The following is a 12,229-nucleotide window of genomic DNA, read 5'->3' on the forward strand; positions in this document are numbered from 1 at the left end:
CTCTCACAAATCTTTTAAGAGGATAGAAAATCTCTTTATCTAGCTCTCTCATCAAAAAAATCTATCCATAGATAGATAGTAGTCTTGCTGATACCTCTATGAGAGATTAAAGAGGGTTCTCAAAGTGGAGGTATCACAGAGTCTACTGCTTTATTGAGATTTTTTATCTTAAAAAGGCTCTGTTTTTCTTATCAATTTTTCTCATTATTTAGAGTGGGCTTTGCCCCACTCTAGCAAAGATTTGCTGATACTTCTTTAGCTTAATCAAGGAAGTATCACAAAGTTTTTCCCCTAGCCTATTGCAAGAGGGTATAAAAGCCCTCTTTGAGCAAGAAGCATACTCTCTAAATCTGCTTTGTTTGTGTTGTTTGGAATAAGTGAGAAGTTTTAAGATAGCTAAAAATAGAAGAATGGAAGAGGGATTACCCCTCTTGTGAGTTTCTCTCTTGAATAGTTTTGGCAACTTTTGAGGCACTATCTCGGATCTTATCCATAAAATCTTTTGCCTCTCCTGCAAGTTTTACCCCATCATCAACTTGTCCGATACTTGTTTTGATATTATCGACTACTTGCCCTGTAACATCGCGGATTGAGTTGATTGTGCTAGTGATTTCTGTGATAGAGTGGCTTGTGCGTTCTGCTAGTTTTCTTACCTCATCTGCTACAACTGCAAACCCTCTTCCATGCTCCCCTGCTCTTGCTGCTTCAATTGCGGCATTGAGAGCTAGGAGGTTTGTTTGATCAGCAATATCTTTGATGGTTTGGATAATTGAAGTAATCTCATCAGATTGACTTCCCAAACTTGCTACAAGTGAAGAGCTAGTTTGCATCATCTCTGCGATTCTTTTCATATTGTTTGTAGTTTCCTCAATCACTTTAGCTCCTTCAGTTGTGAGCTTGTCGTTTTCTTGAGCCATTTCTGAAGCGATTTTGGTGTTTTCTTTGTCATTGAGGATTTGAGGTGTAATATCTGTGGCAAATTTAATCACACGATACACCCTACCATTGGCATCCAAAATCGGATTGTAACTTGCCTCTAGCCAAATCTCTTTGTTGTCTTTTCCAATCCTTTTGAATTTCCCTGCGACAAATTCGCCATTTCTCAATCTATCCCAAAATTGTGCGTATTCTTTGGATTTTGTAAAAATAGGATCACAAAAGATTCTATGGTGCTTGTCTTTGATTTCCTCAAGTGTGTAGCCAATCGTTGAGAGGAAGTTTTGGTTGGCATCTACTACATTTCCATTCATATCAAACTCAATCGTCGCCATTGAGCGATTGACAGCATTGAGTGCGTCTTGGGCTTCATTGGCTTTTTTGACAAAAGAGCTAATGTCTGCTGCGATTGCTACGACATAGCTCAATGCTCCTGATTCGTTGAAAATCGGATTAAACACGACATAAAACCATACAAGGCTTCCACCTTTTTTCACTTGGCTATATACCCCTGAAGCATCTTTTTTTGCTTTGATAGCTTCCCAAAGTTTGCCATACTCTGCTTCACTCACTTTAGGATTTCTAAGATTTCTATATCCTACCTTTTTGAGTTCAGCAAGAGAATATCCCATTGTGTCTAAATATTTTTGATTAACATCAATGATATTGTTTTCTTCATCAAGTTTGACGATACAAAACCCACAATCTGCAGTTTCAACGATTGCAGACTGATCTTTAAGCTTTTGCTGATAGAAGGCAATTTGCTCTTTTAATTCACTATTAAAAAACACGGAAGACTCCTTAAAATAATTATTTTTGCTATTATAAATCATCTTATGACAAAATGAAGCAGTGAGATAACTCAAAAAGAAAACAAAAATGCAAAAAGTCAAGAGTTTGTTTATAAAATATACAATACTTGCAAAACAAAAAGGAGATAGATAATGTTTAATATCGTTTTGGTTGAGCCAAGAATCCCTCAAAATACAGGCAATATCGGAAGATTGTGTGTGGCTGGGTGGGGGAGATTGCACCTCATTCACCCCTTAGGGTTTAGTGTATCCCAAAAAGAAATCAAACGCTCAGGAATGGACTATTGGCAAAAGCTTGAAGTGATTGAGTGGGAAAATCTCTCAAGTTTTTGGCAAAAACACCCTGTGGGAGAAAATCACTTCTTTTTCTCCACCAAAGCCCAATCAAACTACTTTGGGGCTAGTTTTTCTGATGAGTGCTTTCTATACTTTGGCAGAGAAGATGCAGGGCTAGATACAAAAATCCTAGAGCAATACCCCAATCAAACCTACAAACTCCCTATGAGAGAGGGAAGAAGTATCAACCTTGCCACTTGCGTGGGAGCTGTGCTATATGAGGCAATACGACAAAATCTTCAGCTCTTAGAGGGGGGTTGAATATTTTTCCCCTTTTGAGAATAGTTTAGCAAAGCTTGAGAGGTGGGGAATCTGATTGCTAAAGTTTGCAAACATTTCTCAAAGATTTTCATACAAGTATAAGCATCAGCATAAGCCCTATGCAAAGAGGGGGTAAAAATCTCTAAAAATTCATTGAGAAAATCTAGTCCATAGCGTGGAGCAGGTATGCTTCTTTTGGCAAGTTCAATACTGCAAAGCTTTTGATTATAAAGCCCCACACCAAAAAGAAGTGAAAAATAATAATCAAGATAGAGATAGTCAAAATTCACATTATGAGCGACAAAAATACTCTGCCCCAAAAACTCTCTAAACTCACTCAAAACCTCTCTATCACTTGGAGCATTTCTCACATCATCTAGCTCTATGCCTGTAATCTCTTCGATAATCTCAGGCACTTCATTTGCCCTCACATAGCTCTCAAATCTCCCCAAAACCTCTCCATTGCGATACTTTATCGCTCCAATCTCTAGAATCTGACTAACTCTTGGATCAGCCCCACTGCTCTCAATATCCACAAAGCAAAACACCTGCTCCCTCAAAGCTCTCTTCAAACTCCCCAAATACACCTCTCCCCCCTCAAAGCAAATATCCATACCCACACTTTGCAAAAACTCACTTGAATTCTCACAAATTGCCAAATCCCCCAATACCTCATCACTTTGACAAAGCAAGAGAAAATCACTCATTGCCAAAGTTTTGTTTTCTAAAGCATTAAGAATAGAGGTGCTTTTGGCTTTGAGCTTTTTGGGTTTGCTAGGTTTGAGGGGCAAACTTGGATCAAAGCGAATGATATGTTTCAATGCCCCTACCCTCTAAGAGAAGAAATCGCTTTGGCATAGTCTTTGCCACCAAACACATAACTTCCTGCCACCAAAATATCCACCCCTGCCTCTCTCAAAGCTTGAGCGTTTTTATCACTCACTCCACCATCAACTTCTATAAGACAATGAGGGGCATACTCTTGTATCATTGCTTTGAGATCTTTAATCTTTTGCAAACTCATAGGAATAAAGCTCTGCCCCCCAAAACCTGGATTGACACTCATCACTAGCACCATATCCAAAGAGGGCAAGATATATTTTAGCCCCTCAAGAGAGGTATGAGGGTTGAGTGCAAGAGCAGGAGAGATATCATTTTTTCTCAATAACTCAATACAGCGATGAATATGTTTCTCCTCTTCAATATGAAAGCTTACATATTTGGGTTTGAGAGGGAGAAGGGATTGGATAAAAAATGGCACATTCTCCACCATAAGATGAATATCTAGGGGGATTGTAGAGATTTTAGAGATTTGCTCTACTATCATTGAGCCAAAAGTGAGGTTTGGCACAAAATGCCCATCCATTATATCAATATGCAACAAATCTGCCCCACTCTCACACACTCTCCCTATCTCCTCGCCAAGTCTTGTAAAATCTGCTGATAAAATGCTAGGTGCTATTTTCATTTTTTATCCTTTTTACTCTCAAAGTTTTTTTGAAATTCTAACAAAAATGCAAAAGTCGTTATAATTTTAGTTTAGATTAGTTCAAGATAAGGAAATCTTATGCAAACTATACTTGATTGTTTTGCCTCACTTGCTCCAAAGATTCAAGAGCTTATCATCTTTGGAGAGACTTCTTATACCTCACACACTAACCAAAGTGGGGATATTCAACTAGCCCTTGATATCCAAAGTGATGTTTTTATCCAAGAGCAACTCTCTGCCCTACCCTCTATCAAAGCGATTTTTTCTGAAGAAAAAGAAGATATTTTTACCACCAATCCAAATGGCAAATACCTTGTCGCTTATGATCCAATCGATGGCTCTTCACTCATTGGAGGCAATCTAAGTGTAGGAACAATTTTTGGAATCTATGAGGAGAGTTTTGAGGGAAAAAACCTCAAAGCAAGTGGATATATCCTCTATGGACCACGCCTTGAAATGGTAGTAGCAAAAGATAAAGATAGCTTACCTCTCCACTCTCGCTACAATCCTAAGACAAAAAAGTGGGATATACAAGGAGAGCTTACACTAGAAAATCAAGGCAATATCAATGCCACAGGGGGGAGTCAAAAGTTTTGGAGCAAAGAGCATAAGGCAATGGTAGAACACTTCTTTTCTCTAGGCTATCGATTGCGATACTCTGGTGGAATGGTGCCAGATTTGCACCAAATCCTCATCAAAAAGGGAGGAATCTTTAGCTATCCCTCCACTCAAGATCACCCCAATGGAAAGCTACGCAAACTCTTTGAAGTGTTTCCTTTTGCTTTTGTGTTTGAATGTGCAGGGGGAGAGGCAATTGATGGAGAGAGAAGATTGCTTGATTTGCCTATCTCGCACTCTCACGAAACCTCTGCGTGTTATTTTGGAAGCAAAAATGAAATAGAATTGATAAAAAAAGGTTTTAGCTATGCAAGAAAATAATCCCAATACCCAAATCTTTCAAGAGAGCAAAACCAAGCTTATAGAGTGTCAAACCTCTCACTCTCTCACTTCTTGTTTTCAATGCCCTCAAGTCTTGGAATGTCCTATTAGAGAAGAGTATGTCAAAAACGCTTACTCCTATCTCAACAAAGGAGAAGAGGGAGAGTTTGAGTTTTGAAGCAAATTGGGCTTTTGGTTTTGGTGCTTTTGGCTCTTAGTGGTTGCAAACAAAACAACTTAGAGAAAGCCAATAAGCTTTATCAAAAAAGAGATTTCACACAAGCTTTATTTCACTATGAAAAGGCGTGTTTGGAGGGAGAGATTTATGCTTGTAAAATGAGTGCATTTCTCCACCAAGAGGGCAAACACTCTATCCCTATGAGCAAAGCCAAAGCCATAAAAGCCCTAGAGTTTGCTTGTCAATATGGCGATCTTCCTTCTTGCAAAATCACTCTTAGAGCCTACAACCTTCTTCATCTCAAAGATTTATCTCAAAAAGTTTTGGGCTACTCTTGTCAAGGAGGAGATGCAACCTCTTGTCTTCAACTCGCCCAAACACTCTATAATCCCAAAGATTACAAACCCTCACTAGAACTTGCTACAAAGTCTTGCTATGGGGGAGAGAAGAGAGGGTGCAAACTTGCAATCGCACTGCTAGAGAGATTTGAGCCAAAATCTAGTAGCCTAAATGGATTGCAAAAACAACTTGAATTATTGCTTCAATCCTAGAAGAGTATCAATCATCTTATCAATCGTGCTGACAACTTTAGCATTGGCTGCATATCCACTTTGATATTTAATGAGATTAACCATCTCTTCATCAACGCTGACTTGTGAAATACTCAAATACTCTTTTTTTGCCGCTGAATAAAGTGCCATTTTGGTATCAAGTGAGGTTTTGACAGATTGGGTATCTGTGGCAATCGCTCCTCCCAAAAGGCGATAGTATTGAGAGATTTGCATATTTTGAATATTGTTTTTGCCATTTTGGAAAGTTACATCATCATATTGGAGTTGTTGCATCATATTTGCCACTTCTGTATTTCCACTTGAGGGGGACACATAAGGACGCAATTTGCTAGGATCTTGCAAGTAAATTGAGTTGAGTTGAATATTTTTACCACTATCGCCTTCAAAAAGTCGATTGACTCCAAAAGCACCGGGTAGATTGCTTCCATTATCTCGTAATCCGATAAAAATCTCGCTTTGGTTTTTGGGTGTCATTTGGAATTTCCCTGTCTGCACATCATAAGTTGCTACAAAATAATCATCAATATCATTAAGTGAGTTTTTATCATCATTATCATCTGTATTTGCATTGATTTGATTGACAATATCTTGCAAGGTTGTGAGAGGATTGACATCAATCTTTTTCACCCCTATCTCATCTCCATTGCTATCATAAATCACGATATCAAATGAGCCTTCACGAATATTATAAGAACTATCAATGAGTGATTGATCAGGCTTGAGTGTAAGGGCTTTGCTCTCTATGGCTGTGGTAGCACTTTGGGCATAGATATTATTTGTCGCCTCAATAAATCCCAATGCAAAGGTATTGACCATATTTAAATATTCTTGCATTTTCCCCACAGGTGTGCCATCAATCCCATCAGCATAAAGCTTGATTAATCCTCCAATCTTGCCATCAAAAAGGCTGTTTGTGATATCCACTGGGCGGAAGTCTTGGTTTTGGAAATACACGTGGTTTAACCCATTGCCTTTGTGAGATTCTTTGACTACAAGAGGGTGGAAGTTGATTCCATCAATGATATTAAATCCCCCTGCCACATTCATTACATAATTTTCCCCATAGTCTATATCTCTTGAATTGATATCAATATTTGTCTTAAGATTGGATTTGAAAACCACACCACCGATAAGCTCTTTTAGCTCAAACTCTAGCTTATCTCTTTGATCTCGCAAATCATTGGCATAGTTTAAATCTGTATGAGATTCTCTAATGCTTAGTTTTTTGTTGATTTCAGCAATCTGTTTGCCCTTGCGATTTACTTCATCAATCCTCATTGCAAGTTCTTCGCTTGTCTTTTTTTGCATATTTGCTACATTGTCATAGGTGGCTCGGATTGACTTTAGGAGCGTTTGGGTTTTTTGCACCAAGAGTTGCTTTTGGGCTGGATCTTTGGGGTTTTTGGATACATCTTTCCACGCATCAAAGTATTGTTGTAAGTCATCATAAATCCCCACACCTTCAAGATCAGGGAAAAGTGAGGCTGTTTCTCTAAGCTTGTCGTATTGGGTTTGGAAAAACTCTTTTTCTTGTGCTGCTCTTCCATAGCGTTGAAACACAAAATCATCATGAGCTCTAACCACACTCTCAATCTGCACCCCTGTCCCAATCTGATAACCCCCTTTCTCTAGTGGAGCTTGAGGTTTGAGGACGACTTTTTGGCGTGCATAAAACTCATCACTTGCATTGGCAATGTTATTGCCTGTGGTATCCACCATTGCTTGATGAGCTTGAAGTCCTGTATAAGAAGTGTTAAGAGAGGTTAGAATGCCACCCATAGCCTACACCTGTATTGTAAGGAAACTTTGTTGAGGTTTAGCATAACCTCCATAACCATTGTTTTCGTGTGGCACGATTTTTCTTAGAAGTGAAGTATAAAACTCATTGACAGCATATACACTTTTTGCATACCCTTTGTTGAGTTCTTTAAGCTCTTTAAGAGCGATTTTAAGCTCATCAAGCAAATCAAGTGCTTCTTGATCCAAAAGATCTGAGAGGGATTTTTGAGGATTATTATCTCTTAGGGTAACCATTGCAGAATCAATGAGAGATTTTTTTTGCTCAAAAGACTTGATGAGGGATTCTTTGTATGGAAGTCTTTGGAAAATCACCTCATTTTTCGCCTCTGAAAGATCTGCGATATCTGTTTGAGTGAGTTCTATAAGTTTTTTTAATTCACAAATTGCGTCTTTTAAATATTGATGAAGCATTCCTTATCCCTAAACACCCTCTCTCCATAGAGAGTTTTGTATTTTTTTAGAGATTAAGCAAATTGAGTGCCATTTTTTCAGAAGTCTTTTTCATATTGAGTTCATAAGTCCCATTTTGAATCTGCTCTTTGATTTGTGAAACTTTATCCAAAGCCTTTACCTCTTGATTTTTCTTAACTTGATTTTCCTTATTGGTAGTGTTTTTCTCAATATTTTGAGCATAAACAGAACCGACTAAACCTCGCTGTGTAGTATTCCTAATCATTTTAAGACCTCCATTTCTGACCTAAATCTCTTATGTATCTTTCACACATCGACATTTTTTTCATTTACTTTAGTTGCGAACCCATTGCTTCTTGGAAATTTTGCATTGTCGTTACTGATGAAGTGCTTTCTTCTTGTGAAAAAGACACTTGCAAATCACTATATGTATAAATCAAAATCCCAATAGCAAAGCAAATAAAGATTCCAAAAGTTATAAAGGGTATAACCCAAAATTTGAAAGTATCCATTTTAATCCTCTCTATATAAAATAGAGTCTAAACCTCTTAAAGTTTTAGTTAGAATTATCACTATTATAACACCACAAAAAACTTTTTTACCTAATTCTTATTTAAAGAGTTTAATTTTTGGGATAAATGATGAGAAAAATCTTGCTTTGTGCTTTGTTTTTGTCTTTTTGCTTTGGGGCAGTGGGAGAGAATAGAGTATGGCAAAAGGGCTATACTTTCTTGAAATTTTTAGAAGATTATCATATCCCTCTCAAACTCTACTACAATCTCCCTGCAGAAGACAAAGAGCTTACAGCAGAGATTTATGCAGGAGTGGAGTATCAAACCCTCAAAGATAAAAATGGCAAACTCCTCCAAGCACTTATCCCTGTGGGAGAAGATATCCAAATCCAAATCTATGAAGAAAACTCTACTTATAAACTCACTTTCACGCCCATAAAATACTTTCAAAAATCCCAAACCCTAGCCCTTGAAGTGCTAAACTCCCCATATCAAGACATTTTCAAGCAATCCAAAGATTTAAGCCTAGCCAATGAATTTCTCAACACTTACAAAAACTCAATCAATTTCAAAAGAGAGGTAATGAAGGGGGATAAACTTGCTTTGCTGTATGTGAGAAAATATCGCTTTGGAGAGTTTTTTGGCACTCCAACTATCGGGGCGAGTATGATAGAGACAAGCAAAAAGCCCAACTTCCTCATCTCCTACAATGATGGCAGATACTACAATCTTGCAGGGAAAGAAATCACAGGTTTTTTACTTAGAATGCCCCTCTCCAATGTCTATATCACCTCAAAATTCTCTCAAGCACGCAAACACCCTGTCCTCAAACAAGTGGTTCGCCCTCACTTTGGAATCGATTTGAGAGCCAAGATTGGCACACCTATAAAATCAGCAGGAAGTGGAAGAGTGGTGAGTGCAGGAAACAAAGGGGGATATGGCAAAGCTATTGAAATCGCACACGAGGGGGGATTGAAAACCCTTTATGCACATCTAAGCTCAATTGATAAGAAAATCAAAGTAGGAAGCTATGTCAAACAAGGACAAAATATCGGCAAAAGTGGCAATACAGGCATAAGCTCTGGACCTCATTTGCACTTTGGACTCTACAAAAATAATCGCCCCATCAATCCTTTGGGGAGTATCAAGACTACAAGAAGTGAGCTTAAAGGCAAAGAAAAAGAAAAATTCCTTCAATTTGCAAAAGAGCAAAAACAGCTTCTTGAAGATGAGCTAAACAAACTCACAGCACAAAATACTTCAGAGCAAACCCAAAGCACTCTTACCCAAAACCCACCCCTAGAGGAGAGCAAATGAAAGATTTCACCCTCCTCTCTCTAAGCACCCCCACTCAATCTAAGTTTATAAAACCCCAAAGAATCCACTATTTACTTGATAAAGAAGAATATCTATGGGATATGTATCACTCCTTTGATAGTGTGGCAATCTTGCTCTACTCCAAAGAAAAGCACTCTTTGCTTCTTCTTAGGCATTTACGCCCTTGTGCATTTCTTAGAGATAAAAGAGGGATTATTTATGAGCTATGTGCTGGGCTTGTGGATAAAGAGGGCAAAAGCATTGAGCAAATCGCACAAGAAGAGGTGCTTGAGGAATGCGGATACTCAATCCCTATCCAAAAACTACAAAAAATCAATACATTCTACTCAAACATTGGCTTAAGCACCTCTAAGCAAACGCTATTTTTTGCTAGTATTTCTCAAGAAGAAAAAATCTCTGAGGGTGGAGGGGAGAGAGATGAGAACTTTGAGCTTTTTTGGCTTCCTTGCTTAGAGATTACGCAATTTTTGCAAGATGAAACCATAGAAAAAACTTCCTCTCTTGCCTATATGCTAGAGTGGTTTTTGAGGACAAAAAATGAAACAAATATTTAAACTCTTTTTATTTTTCTCTCTTGCCTTTGGGATTGAGATCAAACCCATAAAGCTGACAATTCTTAGCATAGATACAGACAAAAAAACTCTCACACTCAAACCCAGCAAAGATGAAATCCTTGTAGGAGAGAGTGGAATCATTATCCACAAAATTGGGGCAGGAATCATCTCAAACTCTGTTGTCATCACTCAAGTTGATGATGACAAGATTACAGCTAGTTATGAGCCTTTCACTTTGCTAGAGCAAAAATATCTCCCCACCCCTGTTGTCAAACCCAAAGAGGGAGATGAAGTGATTCTTAGAAGCTTTTATGCTCGTGGATTTATCGCTGCACCCAATCAAAAAGTCTATGAAAGCATCAAAGCTCTTTTTCCAAAAATCTACTTTGCAAGCTCGGATTTGATGATTGCTGATGTGGGAGGAAAGGGGATATTAGATCCTAGCAAAAAAGCTTTTAAGGAGATGTGCAAGATTTATAGCGTGGGAATCTTGGCAATTTATGCTTCAAATGGTGTCAATCTGCTAGATTGTCAAAGCTTTCAAGTCTTAGAGCGACAAGCTCTCTCAAACCCTGCTCCTCAAGAGGTAATGTATCCTTTTTTTGCTAGAGTTGAGGCAAAGAGCTTTTGGGATTGGCTTAAGAGAAAGCGAAATTATTTTGAAGAATACGACAAACTTCTAAAAAGCATTCAATGACACTCTCTCCTCAGCATTTCAAAGCCTTTGAAGAGATTGTAGGAGAGAAAAATATCAGCATAAACCCCTCCACTTTGAGCGTTTATAGCTATGATAGCACAAGGACAGAAATCCTCCCCTCTTGCGTGATTTTCCCTCGCCACACTCAAGATATACAAAAAATCATCGCCTATGCTTATACTCATAAAATCCCCATCACTCCTAGAGGTGCAGGAAGTGGAATGAGTGGGGGAAGTATCAATGAGGGCATTATCTTAGCATTGCAAAAACATATGAATAAAATCCTCCACATTGACACTCAAAACCTCTGTGTTACCCTAGAACCTGCTGTGCTAAATGCCTCTCTCAACAATGCTCTAGCTCCTTATAATCTCTTTTTTCCCCCCGATCCTGCAAGTGCTTCTTTTAGCACGATTGGGGGAAATATCAGCGAGAATGCAGGGGGAATGTGTGCTGTAAAATATGGGGTTAGCAAAGATTATTTGCTTAGTGCAAAACTAGTGATTGGCACAGGAGAGCTGATAGAAGTCGGACATAAAACTTACAAAGATGTAGCAGGTTACAATCTTTTGGGATTGGTATGTGGGAGTGAGGGGAGTTTGGGAGTCATCACTGAACTCACTCTCAAACTCAAAGCCAAAGCTAGATTTGAAAAATCTTTGCTAGTGGGCTTTTCCTCTCTAAAAAGCCTAGCAGATTGCTCGTGTGCTATCCTCTCTAGTGGAATCACCCCTTGTGCTATGGAGTTTTTGGATACTCTTACCACTCAAGCCCTCAATTCTCGCTTCAATCTCTACCCCACAGAAGCAAAAGCAATCCTTATCATCAAGCTTGATGGGAATTTTGAGCCAAGTTTGGAGTTTGAGGCAAGTGAGATTGAAAAAATTTGCAAAGCCTACAACCCCCTAAGCTTTGAGGTTGCCAAAGACAAGCAAGAAGAAGAGAGGATTTGGTTTGGACGCAAAAACGCCTCCCAAGCCAATAGTATCTATGGAGTAAAAAAACTCAATGAAGATATCACTCTCCCTCGCTCAAAGGTGGCTGACTTTTTAGAGAGAGTGCAAGAAATCAGCCAAAAATATGACTTTCCTATCCCTTGCTTTGGGCATATTGGCGATGGCAATATTCATACAAATGTAATGCTCCCCTCCCTCTCCTCTCTCTCTGAGGGCAAAGAAGCTATCAAAGAGCTTTTCTCTATCACTCTATCTATGGGAGGGACTTTGAGTGGGGAGCATGGCATAGGACTTAGCAAAGCCCCTTATATGCCCCTAGCTTTCAGCTCTACTCATCTCAAACTCTTTGCTCAAATCAAAAAAGCCTTTGATCCTCACAATATCCTCAACCCCCACAAAATGGGATTTGATCCCTCCTAGCCTGGCTTTATACCCAAC

At 38.7% G+C, this 12,229-nt stretch carries 15 protein-coding genes; 8 read left to right on the forward strand and 7 right to left on the reverse strand.

All coding sequences use genetic code 11. From position 1 onward, the window contains the following. Window positions 1–422 precede the first annotated feature (422 nt). Complete coding sequence (locus tag CQA58_RS08415) at window positions 423–1,727, reverse strand: methyl-accepting chemotaxis protein (RefSeq protein ID WP_281270010.1); 1,305 nt, start codon at window positions 1,725–1,727, stop codon at window positions 423–425. A gap of 153 nt (window positions 1,728–1,880) precedes the next feature. On the opposite strand from CQA58_RS08415, the gene CQA58_RS05015 reads away from it, so the two are divergent. After that, on the forward strand, window positions 1,881–2,345 hold the full coding sequence (locus CQA58_RS05015) for a tRNA (cytidine(34)-2'-O)-methyltransferase (protein WP_115569630.1): 465 nt from the start codon (window positions 1,881–1,883) through the stop codon (window positions 2,343–2,345). Here CQA58_RS05015 and CQA58_RS05020 read toward each other — a convergent pair. Further along, a complete protein-coding gene (locus tag CQA58_RS05020) occupies window positions 2,324–3,166 on the reverse strand; it encodes a 3'-5' exonuclease (RefSeq protein WP_245942771.1) in 843 nt (280 codons plus the stop codon). The genes CQA58_RS05015 and CQA58_RS05020 overlap by 22 nt on opposite strands. 5 nt (window positions 3,167–3,171) lie before the next feature. Next, window positions 3,172–3,813, reverse strand: coding sequence for a ribulose-phosphate 3-epimerase (gene rpe, locus CQA58_RS05025; RefSeq protein WP_115569631.1), 642 nt, complete (start codon window positions 3,811–3,813; stop codon window positions 3,172–3,174). 99 nt (window positions 3,814–3,912) lie between these two features. Between rpe and CQA58_RS05030 the strand changes: the two genes are divergently transcribed. Genes CQA58_RS05030 through CQA58_RS05040 form a run of 3 tightly spaced genes read left to right on the forward strand, consistent with a single transcriptional unit; the run spans window position 3,913 to window position 5,502 of the window. Then, window positions 3,913–4,773, forward strand: coding sequence for a class 1 fructose-bisphosphatase (locus CQA58_RS05030; RefSeq protein WP_115569632.1), 861 nt, complete (start codon window positions 3,913–3,915; stop codon window positions 4,771–4,773). Next, the gene (locus tag CQA58_RS05035; RefSeq protein ID WP_115569633.1) at window positions 4,760–4,951 is read left to right on the forward strand and encodes a hypothetical protein; all 192 of its coding nucleotides are present in this window, start codon (window positions 4,760–4,762) and stop codon (window positions 4,949–4,951) included. The genes CQA58_RS05030 and CQA58_RS05035 overlap by 14 nt, the downstream gene beginning before the upstream one ends. Continuing rightward, window positions 4,948–5,502, forward strand: coding sequence for an SEL1-like repeat protein (locus CQA58_RS05040; protein WP_115569634.1), 555 nt, complete (start codon window positions 4,948–4,950; stop codon window positions 5,500–5,502). The genes CQA58_RS05035 and CQA58_RS05040 overlap by 4 nt, the downstream gene beginning before the upstream one ends. Here CQA58_RS05040 and flgK read toward each other — a convergent pair. The 4 genes from flgK to CQA58_RS05060 all read right to left on the reverse strand — a co-directional run bounded on the left by flgK (window position 5,485) and on the right by CQA58_RS05060 (window position 8,246). Then, window positions 5,485–7,302, reverse strand: coding sequence for a flagellar hook-associated protein FlgK (gene flgK, locus CQA58_RS05045; RefSeq protein WP_115569635.1), 1,818 nt, complete (start codon window positions 7,300–7,302; stop codon window positions 5,485–5,487). The genes CQA58_RS05040 and flgK overlap by 18 nt on opposite strands. A 3-nt stretch (window positions 7,303–7,305) precedes the next feature. Further along, window positions 7,306–7,734, reverse strand: a complete 429-nt coding sequence (locus CQA58_RS05050; protein ID WP_115569636.1) for a hypothetical protein — start codon at window positions 7,732–7,734, stop codon at window positions 7,306–7,308. 46 nt (window positions 7,735–7,780) lie between these two features. Continuing rightward, window positions 7,781–7,999: a flagellar biosynthesis anti-sigma factor FlgM gene (locus CQA58_RS05055; protein ID WP_115569637.1), complete on the reverse strand. Its 219-nt coding sequence runs from the start codon at window positions 7,997–7,999 to the stop codon at window positions 7,781–7,783. Window positions 8,000–8,063: 64 nt separating this feature from the next. Then, the gene (locus CQA58_RS05060) at window positions 8,064–8,246 is read right to left on the reverse strand and encodes a hypothetical protein (protein ID WP_115569638.1); all 183 of its coding nucleotides are present in this window, start codon (window positions 8,244–8,246) and stop codon (window positions 8,064–8,066) included. A 129-nt stretch (window positions 8,247–8,375) separates the two neighbouring features. Between CQA58_RS05060 and CQA58_RS05065 the strand changes: the two genes are divergently transcribed. Genes CQA58_RS05065 through CQA58_RS05080 form a run of 4 tightly spaced genes read left to right on the forward strand, consistent with a single transcriptional unit; the run spans window position 8,376 to window position 12,211 of the window. Continuing rightward, a complete protein-coding gene (locus tag CQA58_RS05065; RefSeq protein WP_245942773.1) occupies window positions 8,376–9,563 on the forward strand; it encodes a peptidoglycan DD-metalloendopeptidase family protein in 1,188 nt (395 codons plus the stop codon). Beyond that, window positions 9,560–10,138 (forward strand): NUDIX domain-containing protein, encoded by a 579-nt coding sequence (locus CQA58_RS05070; protein WP_115569640.1) that lies wholly within the window; start codon window positions 9,560–9,562, stop codon window positions 10,136–10,138. The genes CQA58_RS05065 and CQA58_RS05070 overlap by 4 nt, the downstream gene beginning before the upstream one ends. Beyond that, window positions 10,122–10,835, forward strand: a complete 714-nt coding sequence (locus tag CQA58_RS05075; RefSeq protein ID WP_115569641.1) for a plasminogen-binding N-terminal domain-containing protein — start codon at window positions 10,122–10,124, stop codon at window positions 10,833–10,835. Before CQA58_RS05070 ends, CQA58_RS05075 begins: the two co-directional genes overlap by 17 nt. Further along, on the forward strand, window positions 10,832–12,211 hold the full coding sequence (locus CQA58_RS05080; protein ID WP_115569642.1) for an FAD-binding oxidoreductase: 1,380 nt from the start codon (window positions 10,832–10,834) through the stop codon (window positions 12,209–12,211). Before CQA58_RS05075 ends, CQA58_RS05080 begins: the two co-directional genes overlap by 4 nt. Window positions 12,212–12,229 lie beyond the last annotated feature (18 nt).

Source organism: Helicobacter brantae (assembly GCF_003364205.1).
Lineage (GTDB): Bacteria > Campylobacterota > Campylobacteria > Campylobacterales > Helicobacteraceae > Helicobacter_G > Helicobacter_G brantae.